The 12,377-nt window shown below is 71.2% G+C and carries 13 protein-coding genes and 1 pseudogene; 6 read left to right on the top strand and 8 right to left on the bottom strand.

Going from position 1 to position 12,377, the window contains the following annotated elements:
- Positions 1-128 precede the first annotated feature (128 nt).
- A pseudogene (locus ABZX30_RS36610) lies at positions 129-425 on the top strand (transposase family protein); the annotation flags it as partial.
- A gap of 209 nt (positions 426-634) precedes the next feature.
- On the opposite strand, the gene ABZX30_RS36605 reads toward ABZX30_RS36610, so the two are convergent.
- Positions 635-859 carry a hypothetical protein gene (locus tag ABZX30_RS36605; RefSeq protein WP_019888794.1) on the bottom strand — a complete coding sequence of 75 codons (225 nt, stop codon included), beginning with the start codon at positions 857-859 and terminating at the stop codon, positions 635-637.
- 319 nt (positions 860-1,178) lie between these two features.
- On the opposite strand from ABZX30_RS36605, the gene ABZX30_RS36600 reads away from it, so the two are divergent.
- The 5 genes from ABZX30_RS36600 to ABZX30_RS36580 all read left to right on the top strand — a co-directional run bounded on the left by ABZX30_RS36600 (position 1,179) and on the right by ABZX30_RS36580 (position 3,251).
- Complete coding sequence (locus tag ABZX30_RS36600) at positions 1,179-1,337, top strand: Scr1 family TA system antitoxin-like transcriptional regulator (RefSeq protein ID WP_355942331.1); 159 nt, start codon at positions 1,179-1,181, stop codon at positions 1,335-1,337.
- The gene (locus tag ABZX30_RS36595; protein WP_355942328.1) at positions 1,334-1,534 is read left to right on the top strand and encodes a DUF397 domain-containing protein; all 201 of its coding nucleotides are present in this window, start codon (positions 1,334-1,336) and stop codon (positions 1,532-1,534) included. The genes ABZX30_RS36600 and ABZX30_RS36595 overlap by 4 nt, the downstream gene beginning before the upstream one ends.
- Before the next feature lie 105 nt (positions 1,535-1,639).
- Positions 1,640-2,506 carry a hypothetical protein gene (locus ABZX30_RS36590; RefSeq protein WP_355942325.1) on the top strand — a complete coding sequence of 289 codons (867 nt, stop codon included), beginning with the start codon at positions 1,640-1,642 and terminating at the stop codon, positions 2,504-2,506.
- A 72-nt stretch (positions 2,507-2,578) separates the two neighbouring features.
- On the top strand, positions 2,579-2,773 hold the full coding sequence (locus ABZX30_RS36585; RefSeq protein ID WP_355942322.1) for a hypothetical protein: 195 nt from the start codon (positions 2,579-2,581) through the stop codon (positions 2,771-2,773).
- 271 nt (positions 2,774-3,044) lie between these two features.
- Positions 3,045-3,251, top strand: a complete 207-nt coding sequence (locus ABZX30_RS36580) for a DUF397 domain-containing protein (protein ID WP_355942320.1) — start codon at positions 3,045-3,047, stop codon at positions 3,249-3,251.
- Between the two features lie 374 nt (positions 3,252-3,625).
- Here ABZX30_RS36580 and ABZX30_RS36575 read toward each other — a convergent pair whose 3' ends face one another.
- The 7 genes from ABZX30_RS36575 to sucB all read right to left on the bottom strand — a co-directional run.
- Complete coding sequence (locus ABZX30_RS36575; RefSeq protein ID WP_355942317.1) at positions 3,626-4,165, bottom strand: hypothetical protein; 540 nt, start codon at positions 4,163-4,165, stop codon at positions 3,626-3,628.
- A 195-nt stretch (positions 4,166-4,360) separates the two neighbouring features.
- On the bottom strand, positions 4,361-5,212 hold the full coding sequence (locus tag ABZX30_RS36570; protein WP_355942315.1) for a helix-turn-helix transcriptional regulator: 852 nt from the start codon (positions 5,210-5,212) through the stop codon (positions 4,361-4,363).
- A 243-nt stretch (positions 5,213-5,455) separates the two neighbouring features.
- Positions 5,456-5,974, bottom strand: coding sequence for a DUF4240 domain-containing protein (locus ABZX30_RS36565; RefSeq protein WP_355942333.1), 519 nt, complete (start codon positions 5,972-5,974; stop codon positions 5,456-5,458).
- A 58-nt stretch (positions 5,975-6,032) separates the two neighbouring features.
- On the bottom strand, positions 6,033-7,067 hold the full coding sequence (locus ABZX30_RS36560; RefSeq protein WP_355942312.1) for a WYL domain-containing protein: 1,035 nt from the start codon (positions 7,065-7,067) through the stop codon (positions 6,033-6,035).
- Between the two features lie 77 nt (positions 7,068-7,144).
- Positions 7,145-9,856, bottom strand: coding sequence for a pyruvate dehydrogenase (acetyl-transferring), homodimeric type (gene aceE, locus ABZX30_RS36555; RefSeq protein ID WP_355942309.1), 2,712 nt, complete (start codon positions 9,854-9,856; stop codon positions 7,145-7,147).
- 441 nt (positions 9,857-10,297) lie between these two features.
- Entirely contained in the window at positions 10,298-10,921 is a 624-nt protein-coding gene (locus ABZX30_RS36550) for a GntR family transcriptional regulator (protein WP_355942306.1), read from the bottom strand.
- A gap of 217 nt (positions 10,922-11,138) precedes the next feature.
- The coding region (gene sucB / locus ABZX30_RS36545) for a 2-oxoglutarate dehydrogenase, E2 component, dihydrolipoamide succinyltransferase (protein WP_355942303.1) at positions 11,139-12,377 on the bottom strand (1,239 nt) is incomplete at its 5' end.

Here is a 12,377-nt window from a genome sequence, read left to right as displayed (position 1 = left end):
GAGACGGTTCTCTTGGTCGAAAACCCATCTACCAGGGGCTTCACCATGTTGTCAGCCCAACGCCGCACCCAACAGCCAGGTTGGAAAGGGCTCAAGGCATGCGAGATGTCAACGAGCTTGTGGGGCTGGTGTTTTCGGGGCTATCGGCGCTCGTCGTCGAGGATGTGACGGCCGAAGGTGGGGGCATCCAGGTGACGGCCCGGACGCAGGGCCGGCCGGTGCCGTGTCCGGCGTGCGGGGCGCTGACGGAGAAAGTCCACGGCTTTCACCATCGGACGGTCGCGGACGTGCCGGTGGACGGGCGGCGGGTCGTCGTCTCGGTGGTCTTGCGGAGACTGGTGTGCCCGGTGCTCGGCTGCCCGCGGCAGACGTTCCGCGACCAGGTTCCCGGCGTCGTGGAGCGCTACCAGCGCCGCACCAACCGTGCACAGCCCGGTATCTCTGCTCGACAACCGACAACTCCACCAGCGCCAATCCCGGCCAGCACGACTGGCGAGCATGTAGCCGATCTCGGTCAGCAGTGGGGCGGGCAGCAGGAGCGGGCCGGGGAAGTTCTGGAGCAGGTCGACGCACTGCAGGTGGTAGTCGTCCTTGCGGTTGGCGGCCGCCACCACGGGGCCCGTGTCGATGACGATCACGCGCTCCGGGGCTCCTCACTGGCCCAGGCGTCGCGGACGATCTCCTTGGAGCGGACCGCGAGGTCGGGTTCGCCGTCGAAGACGCCGGTCGTGCGGAACCGGCGGCGGGGGCGCTCGCCACGCTCCACTTCCGCCCATTGCCGCAGCAGCTCTATGGCGTCGGGCAGCCGGTCCTCCGGCACCGCGTCGAGCAGCCGGTGTGCTTCCTCGCGGACGGTCATGCGCTCAGTGTGGGGTCCGCAGCCGCCGTCGGCCCAGGAGTTGCCGGGCCGCCCCGCTGCTTCGTGGGGGTCTGCACCTCTGACGGCAGCGCTGACGGCAACAACCACGGATACCAGGGCACAGCCATGGATGCCAGCGGAGCATGAAACCGCCGATGACCTGCGAAAACGCAGGTGGGGAGGGCTTGCGTAGCACACGTACATGTGCTGGCGGGGGCCACTCCGGTACTCGTCCACAACTGCAACGGCCGGGCTGCGGACCTAGAAGGCTGCTGAAGATCTTGCTCCGGCCGTCCGACTTGCCCAGGATTGACCTCAAATGTCAATCGCTTTGAACCAAGGACAGGCCGGAGGTCTTGTGATCGAGGACCGCGAAGAGGTGAGCGAACTGGTCACTCGGTTTGGGATGATCCGGTCTCAGGCCCTCCCGCCGGGAGAGTCCGCGAAGCTGATCGAGGGGATGGCGAGCGCGCTATGAACACTGAGCATCTGACGTGGGTCAAGTCGAGTTACAGCGGCGACGCGGGCGGGCAGTGCCTAGAAGTCGCCCTCGAATGCCACGCGTCCGGCGTCCATGTCCGTGACTCCAAGGCCAAGTCCCGCCCCACGCTCGCCTTCTCGGCGGACGAGTGGGCGGCTTTCGTAAATTTCGCCACCCGGACGGCGGTAGGGTAATCGCGTCATCACGCTCCGTGCGCCAACGCGGAGCGGCCCTCAGTGGTGCGCCAACACCGGTCTGAGGGCCTTCACCGGCGAGTGGAAAACCAGGAGTCCACCGCGATGCTCAAGCATGCTATCCCTCCCGCCCGGTTCTTCTCCCAGACGCCGAACGAGATCATCCGGCATCCCCGGCTCAACGGGACCGCCGTGCGGCTCCTTCAGTGGGCGCTGTCCCTGCCCGAGGGCTCCCGCGAGACCATCCAGAGCATCGGCGAGAAGATGCCGGAAGGGCGGCTCGCCGTGCGTAAGGCCGGGCGGCAACTGGAGGAGGAGGGGTACCTCCACACCCGGCGGTCGCAGGACCCGGAGACCGGCCGTTGGTCCACGCAAGTGCTCGTCTCCAACGTGGCGTTGACGGCCGAGGGCGAGATCGCCGCCGCCTTCGGCTCCGTCGGGTCCGTCGGTACTGCTGACCCCGCTCGGGCGCGTCCGGGTGACCAGGACCCGCCCGTCGGTGACGAGGCCGGTCAGGCCGTCGGCGCATCCACCTTCTGTGAAGACACCGAGGACAACACCCCCAACCCGGCCGCCGCCTCCGCCTTCCTGGCCCGTCTCGGCGATCACGCCCCCGCGCTCCGGCTCGGTACCCCCGAAGTCGAACGTCTCGCTCCGCTCGTCGCGCGATGGCTCGCGACGACCGGTGCCACCGAGGCCGACCTCCGGCACGTCCTCACCGCCGACCTGCCCCGGCCCGTGCGGGCCCCGGCCGCGCATCTCGCGTACCGCCTGGCGAGCCGGACGCCCGCGCCGCGCACACCGGTCGAGCGGCTGGCCGAGTGCGGTGAGTGCCGCGATCCGCTGCCGCGTGGCGTGCGTACGGGTATCTGCCGCCGTTGCGCGGGGCTGGAGCCGTCGCCGCAGGCCGCTCCCCGGACCGTGCTCCACGGCATCGCCCTCGTCCGCGCCGCCCTCACAGGTTCCTCGTAGGCGGCTCACCGATCCCGCTGAGCGGGGCGCCATAGCGTCAGGGGCACGCACTGACCGAAGGTGGGGATCAGGATGGGGACCGAGATGAAGAAGAGTGCCTGGACCGTCGTCTGCGCCGTCGCCACGGTGATCCTCGGCCCGGCCGCCGTCACCGCGTCCGCGCTCGACCAGGCCAACAAGGCACCGATGCACCACGCGGTCAAGGCGGAGCAGGTGCAGGCCTACATTCCGGCGGACAGCAGCCGCCGGCGCACCACCGCGCTGTGAACGTGCTTGCCCAGTAAGGCAATCGGGCTTGTTTGCCACTTGGCCCGCGGGTTTGGAGAGCCTAACCTTTTGGGACAAAAGTAGGACAGAAGTGAGTGACCTGCGGTCGGGTTCGTGCCGCGCACTGGCCACTCCCGCTGTCGTCCTGCGAGGGCTTCCGCGCCTGCGCTACGGTGCGCGGGCCGACAGCCGCAGGGAATACGGGGGTTTTCCAGGCGGGGCGCAGCCTCGGTCCGCACGGTCGTCGGCCTTGTGGTGCGAGGGAGTCAGGGTGGGCGAGGGTGACCTGCTCGGGCTCGACTGGCGCAAAAGCAGTGCTTGCGATCCGGTCGAGTGCGTGGAAGTCGCCGTGACGGACGGGGGAGTTCGGGTGCGTGAGTCGCATCGCCCGAAGGGACACATCGTCGCCTTCGATGCCCCGGCCTGGCGGGAGTTTCTGCGCGCGTTATGCGGTACAACCCTGGGAGGTCCGGTGTGATGGGCGACTTCCGGCCATCAGGGCGGGGTGAAATCCGGGACGGGGGGTTCCTGTGGTTCGATTGGGCCGAGCAGTGAGACGATTTCCGGACCATTACCGGAGTCCAAAGCAGCTGCCTGGGGGCGAGATGGGGGATTCCACGGAGGATTCCACGGCCACGTCGCTTCCCACCGGGAACGTGGACAGGCCCGGCGCGCGGCCGTTGCTGCCGCTGGTCGCCTTGATCGTCGTCTGCTTCGTGCTCTCCGGTGGTACGGCCACGCTGATGGGTGTGCTGCTCTCCCTCGCGGTGACACCGGGGCTGCGTCCCTGGGTGTGGGCGGCGGTCGGCGCGACGGTGGCGGGTCTCGTGGGCCTGCTGCTCGACCGGGGTGCTACGGCTGCTGCCCGCCGGTTCCCGCAGTTGGCGGCTCGGGCTCTTGGGGACGGGTTCCGGTCGTCGGATTAGCCGGAGCGGCCGGAGCGGCCGGAGCGGCCGGAGTGGTCGCTGTGGCTGCCGTGGTGGAGTTCGTCTGACGGTTCCTGAACCACCTGCGTATTCGCCGGTAGACCAGGACGAACGTGCCGAACCCGCCGGTGCCGAAGACGCTCAGCATGAGCGTGCGCAGGGACGGGGTGTCTCCCGGGGCGATCGCGTGGACCAGGGCGTACAGGACGATGGCTGTCACCCACATGGCCGCGATCAGCCCCACGAATATGAGGGCGAGGCCCGCGGCGGCCCTGAGGAACCTCTTCAGGGCCGAGTCCGAGTTCGCCACCGCGTGCGAGAGGTAGGTCATCAAGTCCAGGAACGTCATGGGCCGGTCCAGGAGGACGTCCCTCGGCGGGGCCACCTCGGCCGGGGGCGGGGAGATGACCACGGTCGGCGGGCTCGGCTCCAGCGCGTCACCGGGCTCCGCCGGGACCGCGGGCACGGGTGTGCCGGCCTGTCCGCCCGGATCTGCCGTAGCGTCCGTATCTGTCGAAGCGGTCGACGAGGCGGGCTGGGGCACAGGGGTGCCCGGGCGGGCACTGTCCTGTGCCCGCCTCTGCCGTATCCGCCTGAAGACACCCGTCACGGGCCTCTCCGATCTCTGCCCGACTGTCGCCAGTAGGGGGGAAAGCTCCTGCTATGACGGGTACTGCTCCAGCACCTCGTCGATGAAGGCGACCGCTGCGTCGCCGGACTCGGCGTCGGTGCGGGACGTCTCGAACTTCTCCAGGTAGTCGACGACGGCCTCCTGGTCGTCGCGGGTCGTCAGTGCGCCGTTCGGGCCCTCCACGAAGAGAACGTCGTCATCGTCGTTGAACGTCAGCGCTATCGCGCCGTTGCGCAGCACGGGGTGGGCCCCCAGCGTGAACGGCACGACGCTCAGGTCCACGTGCGGGAGACGGGCGGCGGACTTCAGTTGTTCCAGCTGGGCGCGCATGGTCTCCGGTCCGCCGATCCAGCGCCGCAGCGCCGCCTCGTCGACCAGGAACCTCAGCCGTGGTCCGCCGGCCTCGCGGACCAACCGCCGCCGCCGCTCGGCGCGCAGCCGCACGCTCGCGTCGACCTTGGCCTCCGGCTGGCGGCCGTCCAGCAGCGCGCGGGTGTACTGCTCGGTCTGGAGCAGGCCGGGGACGAAGGTCGGGTCGTAGGCGGACAGGACGTCCGCCGCGCTCTCGAAACCGAGGTACACGGCGAACTGCGGGCCCACGGCGTCCCGGTACTCGCTCCACCACGGAGGCCGTCGGCTCGCGCGGGTGGCCTCTTCCAGCCGGCGCCGCGTCTCCTCGTCCCGCACACCGTACAGATCGAGGAGGGCGCGCAGGTCGGTCACCGACACACCGACCGAGCCGCCCTCGATACGGATCACCTTGGACGGCGACCAGGACAGCCGCTCGGCCACATCGGGCTGATTGAGCTGTGCGTCGTTGCGGAAAGCGCGCAGGGCCAGTCGCACCCTGCGCCGTTCAAGTGCGGGATCTTTCGACGCCATCTCCTCACGGTCCCGATTCTTTTCGAGGATGACTGAGGACTGCCACCCGGCAGTCTGCCACGAGCAACCTGCCAGGTGGCAACCTGCCCGGGTACGACTCGCCACCTGGCGGTCCGGGATGATTGGCCCCAGCGTACCCCCAGCGCGCGCAAAACCGGGAACAAACCCCTTGGCCAGGGTTTCTGACGGTGTGTCCGGTCGCTTGGCCCACGCACAGGAAGGATGGCGAGAAGGCGGAGGGGGTCAGTCCTTGAAGCGGGCCCAGAGGCGGGGGTAGCGCTCGGCGAGGGCCGACTCGTCCTCGAAGTCGACCGGTGTTCCCTCCGGCTCCGCCGGTGCCGGGGCGATGCCCAGGTCGGGGGCGACCGTGCCGGTGAGCTGCTCGTACGCCTCGTCCGCCGCGTAGCCCAGTTCCTCGCCGTCGCCGTCGGCCTCCTCGTCGAAGTCGTCCAGGAGGTCGGCCAGGGAGTCGGGGTCGTGGACCGCGCCCTCGTAGACCGCGCGGCCCTGGCCGATCAGCCAGCAGCGGAAGAAGTCGAACGCGTCGTCGCTGGCCCCGTCAAGGAGCACCCAGGCGGCGCCCCACAGGTCCCAGGTGTACGCGCGGTTGTAGCGGGCCTCGAAGTGACGGGCGAAGTCCAGGACCATCTCGGGGTCCAGCTGGAGAAGCCGGTCCACGAGCAGGTCGGCCTGCTCCTCGGGATCGCCCTCGGCGGCCTCGCGGGTGGCGTCCACCAGCTCCCAGAACTCCATCTCGTCCATCACGGGTCCAGCATCGGCCCTCGGGCACACGGGCGCACGCGGAGTGCGGCGGATCTCGTCAGGCGCGGGCGTACAGCCCGGCCAGCCGCCGCGCGTCCCGCGCGAAGCGGGCCCGCAGCGACTGCGGCGCCAGCACCTCCACCTCCGGGCCGAGCGCGGTCAGCTGGGTGTGCGCGACCTCCTCGGACTCCACCCGCAGGGTCAGCGTCACCCAGCCGTCACCGGCCGCCTCGCCCGTCTCCGTCTCGGTTGCCTGCGCCGCCGCCGCCTCCGCCGCCTCGGCCGTCTCCGCCCGCGCCTCCACCGCGTCCCTCGCGGACACCGGATCGACGGCGTACGGCAGCCTCCGCATCCCCTCCGCCGTCAGCCGGACCACCACCTCGGCCCGCAGGATCGAGCGCGCGAAGCCCTCCGCCCGCTCCGCCCAGTGGCCCGGCAGATCGAAGTCCTCGTCCCGCTCGAAGCGGGCCCGCGAGACCTCGACGGCGGTGAAGCGGTCCATGCGGTACGTCCGGAAGGCGTCCGCTGGCGGGACCCGCGCGCACAGGTACCAGACCCCCGCCTTCAGCACCAGCCCGTACGGCTCCAGCTCCCGCTCCACCTCGCCGCCGTCCCGTCGGTAGCGGGCCGTCACGCACCGGTCGTCCCACACCGCCTCGGCGACGGCGGGCAGCAGTGCCGGTGTCTCCGGCTCGCGGAACCAGGCCGGCGCGTCCAGGTGGAAGCGCTGGGCCGCCGTGCGCGGGGCGTCCCGGAAGGAGGGGAGCAGGGCGGCGGACACCTTCAGGTGGGCCGCCGAGGCCACGTCCGCCAGCCCCATGTCGCGCAGCGCCCCCGGCACACCGGACAGGAACAGCGCCTCCGCCTCGGTGCGGGCCAGACCGGTCAGCCGGGTCCGGTAGCCGCCGATCAGCCGGTAGCCCCCCGCCCGGCCCCGGTCCGCGTACACCGGCACCCCCGCCTCCGACAGCGCCTGTGCGTCCCGGGTGACCGTGCGCTCGGACACCTCCAGCTCGCGCGCGAGCTCCGCGGCGGTCATGGAAGGCCGGGACTGGAGCAGGAGCACCATCTTGATCAGGCGGGCGGCACGCATGCGTTCATCATGCCGGGCACCACTGACAGCGAAGGGGCACGGCGAGACGTCGTGCCCCTTCCCTCGGCCGTGCGCTGTTACAGGCCGTACTTCTCCCGCGCTTCCTTCACCGCGGCCGCCTTGACCTCGCCGCGCCGGGCGAGCTGGGCCAGGGCCGCGACGACGATCGACTCCGCGTCGACGCCGAAGTGGCGGCGGGCCGCCTCACGGGTGTCCGAGAGGCCGAAGCCGTCGGCGCCCAGGGAGGACCAGTCCTGGTCGACCCACTGCGCGATCTGGTCGGGGACCTGGCGCATGTAGTCGGAGACCGCGAGCACCGGGCCCTCGGCGCCCTGCAGCGCCCGGCGGACGAACGGCACCCGCTCCTCGCCGCGCAGCAGGGCCGCGTCGGCCTCGAGCGCGTCGCGGCGCAGCTCCGTCCAGGAGGTGGCCGACCAGACGTCGGCCGCCACGCCCCACTCGTCGGCGAGCAGCCGCTGCGCCTTCAGCGCCCAGTGGATCGCCGTGCCGGAGCCCAGCAGCTGGATGCGCGGGGCGTTGGCCGGCACGGTCACGCCCGCGGACTCCGCCGTGTTGAAGCGGTACAGGCCCTTGACGATGCCCTCGTCGATGCCGGCGACGGCGGGCTTCGCGGGCTGCGGCAGGGGCTCGTTGTAGACGGTCAGGTAGTAGAAGACGTTCGGGTCCTCACCGGGGGCCGTCTCGCCGTACATCCGGCGCAGGCCCTCGCGGACGATCACCGCGATCTCGTACGCGAACGCCGGGTCGTACGACAGTGCCGCCGGGTTCGTCGCCGCGATCACCGGGGAGTGGCCGTCGGCGTGCTGGAGGCCCTCGCCGGTCAGGGTGGTGCGGCCCGCCGTGGCGCCGACGAGGAAGCCGCGGCCGAGCTGGTCGCCGAGCTGCCACATCTGGTCGGCGGTGCGCTGCCAGCCGAACATCGAGTAGAAGATGTAGAAGGGGATCATCGCCTCGCCGTGCGTCGCGTACGCGGTCGACGCGGCGATGAAGTCGGCCATCGAACCGGCCTCGGTGATCCCCTCGTTGAGGATCTGGCCGTTCTCGGCCTCCTTGTAGTACATCAGCTGGTCGCGGTCGACCGGCTCGTACGTCTGGCCCTTCGGCGAGTAGATGCCGAGGGACGGGAAGAGGCTCTCCATGCCGAAGGTGCGCGCCTCGTCCGGGACGATCGGCACCCAGCGCTTGCCGGTCTCCTTGTCGCGGACCAGGTCCTTGACCAGGCGGACGAAGGCCATGGTGGTGGCCACGTTCTGGGAGCCGGAGCCCTTGTCGAAGGAGGCGAAGGCCTTCTCGGCGGGGGCGGGCAGCGGGGCGAGCGGGTGGACGCGGCGGGCCGGGGCCGGGCCGCCGAGGGCCGCGCGGCGCTCCTGGAGGTAGCGGACCTCGGGGGAGTCGGCGCCCGGGTGGCCGTAGGGGACCACGCCGTCGGTGAAGTCGCTGTCCTTGATGGGCAGTTCGAGCAGGTCGCGCATCGCCTTGAACTCGTCCACCGACAGCTTCTTCATCTGGTGGTTGGCGTTCTTCGACGCGAAGCCCTCGCCGAGGGTGTGGCCCTTGACCGTCTGGGCCAGGATCACGGTCGGCGCGCCCTTGTGTTCGACGGCGGCCTTGTACGCGGCGTAGACCTTGCGGGCCTCGTGGCCGCCGCGGGAGAGGTGGAAACACTCGAGGATCTTGTCGTCGCTCAGCAGCTTCGCCATCTCCACGAGCGCCGGGTCGGCGCCGAAGAAGTCCTGGCGGATGTAGGCGGCGTCGCGGGTCTGGTACGTCTGGACCTGCGCGTCCGGTACCTGGCGCAGGCGGCGTACGAGCGCACCCGTGGTGTCCAGGGCGAACAGCTCGTCCCACGCCGTGCCCCACAGCGTCTTGACCACGTTCCAGCCGGCGCCGCGGAACTGGGCCTCCAGCTCCTGCACGATCTTGAAGTTGGCGCGCACCGGGCCGTCGAGGCGCTGCAGGTTGCAGTTGATGACGAAGGTGAGGTTGTCCAGCTCCTCGCGGGCGGCGAGCGCGAGGGCCGCCGTCGACTCGGGCTCGTCCATCTCGCCGTCGCCGAGGAAGGCCCACACGTGGGAGGCGGAGACGTCCTTGATGCCGCGGCTGGTGAGGTAGCGGTTGAAGCGGGCCTGGTAGATCGCGGAGAGCGGGCCGAGGCCCATCGACACCGTGGGGAACTCCCACAGCCAGGGCAGGCGGCGCGGGTGCGGGTAGGAGGGCAGGCCGCTGCCGCCGGCCTCCTGGCGGAAGTTGTCGAGGTGCGTCTCGTCCAGCCGGCCGTCGAGGAAGGCGCGGGCGTAGATGCCGGGGGAGGCGTGGCCCTGGATGTAGAGCTGGTCGCCGGAGCCTGCGGCCTCTTTCGCGTCCTTGCCCTTGAAGAAGTGGTTGAAGCCGGTCTCGTACAGCCAGGCGGCCGAGGCGAAGGTGGCGATGTGGCCGCCGACGCCGTGCTTGCTGCCCCGGGTGACCATCGCGGCCGCGTTCCAGCGGTTCCAGGCGGTGATCCGGGCCTCCATCGCCGGGTCACCGGGCAGGTCCGGTTCGGCGGAGGTGGGGATGGTGTTGACGTAGTCGGTCTCGAGGAGCTTCGGCAGCGCGATGCCGCCCGCCTCGGCGCGCTCCAGCGTGCGGCGCATCAGGTACGCGGCGCGGTGCGGCCCGGCTTCCCTGGCGACGGCGTCCAGGGAGGCCCGCCACTCGGCGGTCTCCTCGGGGTCGCGGTCCGGGAGCTGGTCGAGCGCGCTCGGCTGGATGGCGTTGGGGTCGGTCATGTCGCCGCCTTCCTCAGTCGAAGGGGGTTCCCTGTGAGATGTGTCGGGTGCCCTAGGTCTTTGGCAGGACAGGGCGACGGACCTCGGGTAGAAGTCCGTCGGCGACTCTAACTCCCTGATCGATGATCGATCAAAGGGTTGAGGGGCAAAACCTCTTGATTTCGAGAAAGTCGGCACGGGGTGCCTCCGGCGAGGGCACCGAGTGTCGTGGTTGGGCGGGGTTTTCCCAGGTCGGACGGCGTTTGAGCGGGGGAGCGCTCGGGTGATCCGGTGGGCGAAGGCCGGGTCAGGGGCGGGGCGCAGCCGATGACGTGGGCTTTCGGCTGGTCGGTGATGCGCGGGTCCCGGTGGGGCGGTCGGCGCGGTTGCGTGGGTGCTGCCGAGTCGCGGCGTTGGGGGGCTCCCCTGTGGGGGCGGGCGGGGTCCGGGGGAGGGGCCGGGTCAGGGGCGGGGGGCGCAGCCCAGGACGTGGGCTTTCACCAGGTCGGCGATGCGCGGGTCCCGGCGCTTGAAGGCCTGCACCAGTTCCTCGTGCTCCTCGGCGTAGGACTGCTGGACCGTGCCCAGCCAGCGGATGGAGAGGGCGGTGAACACCTCGATGCCCAGGCCCTCCCAGGTGTGCAGCAGCACCGAGTTGCCGGCCGCGCGGACCAGTTCGCGGTGGAAGGCCACCGTGTGCCGGACCTGGCCCGTGCCGTCGGCGTCGCGGTCGGCCTCGTACAGCGCGTCGACGTGCGGCTCCAGGGCCGAGCAGTCCTCCGCGAGGCGGGCGGCCGCCAGTTCCGCGGCGATGGCCTCCAGGCCCGCCCGCACCGGGTAGCTCTCCTCCAGGTCGGCCGACGTCAGGTTCCGCACCCGTACGCCCTTGTTCGGCGCGGACTCGATCAGGCGCAGGGACTCCAGCTCGCGCAGGGCCTCCCGGACGGGGGTCTGGCTCACCTCCAGCTCGGTGGCGATCCGGCGCTCCACGATGCGCTCGCCCGGCTGCCAGCGCCCGCTGACGATTCCCTCCACGATGTGCTCGCGGATCTGCTCGCGCAGCGAGTGGACGACGGGCGCGGTCATGGCGGGCTCCTTAGGGAGGGGCCGTACTGCGGCTCCCGGGGGCGTTGACGTTTAGACAATACGGTGGGTTCGTTCCGCGGGCAGGGCGTGTGGGTGGGCTTTTGCCCAGGTGAGACGAGGCGCACACGAGGTTTCCGGCGCGTGCGGCCGGCCCTCGAAGGGCGGCGCCCCGCCCGGGAAAGCCCGGACGGGGCGCCTTACTGCCTGCTCGGGGGCGTCAGAGGCCGAGCTCGACCTCGAACTCGCCCGCCTCCAGGATCGCCTTGACCGCCGTCAGGTAACGGGCCGCGTCGGCGCCGTCCACCAGGCGGTGGTCGTAGGAGAGGGTCAGGTAGGTCATGTCGCGGACGCCGATGACCGTGCCCTCCTCGGTCTCGATGACGGCCGGACGCTTGACCGTGGCACCGATGCCGAGGATCGCGACCTGGCCCGGCGGCACGATGATCGTGTCGAACAGCGCGCCGCGCGAACCGGTGTTGGAGATGGTGAAGGTCGCGCCGGACAGCTCGTCCGGGGTGATCTTGCTGGCCCGGACCTTGCCCGCGAGCTCGGCCGTGGCCTTGGCGATACCGGCGATGTTGAGGTCGCCCGCGTGCTTGATGACCGGGGTCATCAGGCCCTTCTCGGAGTCCACCGCGATACCGATGTTCTCGGAGTCGAAATAGGTGATCGTGCCCTCGGCCTCGTTGATCTTGGCGTTGATGACCGGGTGGGCCTTCAGTGCCTGGGCCGCCGCCTTCACGAAGAACGGCATCGGGGACAGCTTGACGCCCTCGCGGGCGGCGAAGGAGTCCTTGGCCTGGGTGCGCAGGCGCATCAGGCGCGTGACGTCGACCTCGACGACCGACGACAGCTGGGCCTGCTCGTGCAGCGCCTTGACCATGTTGTCGCCGATGACCTTGCGGATGCGCGGCATCTTGACGGTCTGGCCGCGCAGCGGGGAGACCTCGAGCGCCGGGGCCTTCTTGGCCGGAGCGGCGGCCGCGGCCGGAGCCGGGGCAGCGGCGGCGGCCTTCGCGGCCTCGGCGGCGGCGATGACGTCCTGCTTGCGGATGCGGCCGCCGACGCCGCTGCCCTTGACGGTGGACAGGTCGACGCCGTTCTCGGCGGCGAGCTTGCGCACCAGCGGGGTCACGTACGCGCCCTCGTCGGTCGCCTGGGTGGCCGTCGGCGCGGTCGGCGCGGTGGCCGGCGTGACCGGGGCCGGGGCAGGGGCCGGGGCGGGCGCCGGAGCGGACGGCACCGGCTCGGGGGCCGCCGGGGTGGTCACCTGCTGCGGAGCCGGAGCCGTGGGCGCCTGCGGGGCCGGAGCGGCCGGGGCGGGGGCGGGCGCCGGAGCGGCGGGGGCGGCCGGCGCGGGAGCCGGGGCCGGGGCCTCGGCGGCGGGCGAACGCTTCCGCGCGCTGATCGAGGAGGGGCAGCGGGAGGGCGTCTTCTCCACGGCGACCCCCGCCGA

Origin of the sequence: Streptomyces sp. NPDC004542 (assembly GCF_040610035.1) — a bacterium.
In the GTDB taxonomy this organism is placed as follows: domain Bacteria; phylum Actinomycetota; class Actinomycetes; order Streptomycetales; family Streptomycetaceae; genus Streptomyces.
The sequence above is the reverse complement of the archived record's forward strand: the minus strand, read 5'-3'. Positions and strand labels throughout refer to the sequence as shown.

Coding starts and splice junctions, on each gene's coding strand:
- ABZX30_RS36605 (WP_019888794.1), bottom strand. CDS start 859: ATGACCGTCCGCGAGGAAGCACACCGGCTGCTCGACGCGGTGCCGGAG.
- ABZX30_RS36600 (WP_355942331.1), top strand. CDS start 1,179: ATGTCAATCGCTTTGAACCAAGGACAGGCCGGAGGTCTTGTGATCGAG.
- ABZX30_RS36595 (WP_355942328.1), top strand. CDS start 1,334: ATGAACACTGAGCATCTGACGTGGGTCAAGTCGAGTTACAGCGGCGAC.
- ABZX30_RS36590 (WP_355942325.1), top strand. CDS start 1,640: ATGCTCAAGCATGCTATCCCTCCCGCCCGGTTCTTCTCCCAGACGCCG.
- ABZX30_RS36585 (WP_355942322.1), top strand. CDS start 2,579: ATGGGGACCGAGATGAAGAAGAGTGCCTGGACCGTCGTCTGCGCCGTC.
- ABZX30_RS36570 (WP_355942315.1), bottom strand. CDS start 5,212: ATGGCGTCGAAAGATCCCGCACTTGAACGGCGCAGGGTGCGACTGGCC.
- ABZX30_RS36565 (WP_355942333.1), bottom strand. CDS start 5,974: ATGGACGAGATGGAGTTCTGGGAGCTGGTGGACGCCACCCGCGAGGCC.
- ABZX30_RS36560 (WP_355942312.1), bottom strand. CDS start 7,067: ATGCGTGCCGCCCGCCTGATCAAGATGGTGCTCCTGCTCCAGTCCCGG.
- aceE (WP_355942309.1), bottom strand. CDS start 9,856: ATGACCGACCCCAACGCCATCCAGCCGAGCGCGCTCGACCAGCTCCCG.
- ABZX30_RS36550 (WP_355942306.1), bottom strand. CDS start 10,921: ATGACCGCGCCCGTCGTCCACTCGCTGCGCGAGCAGATCCGCGAGCAC.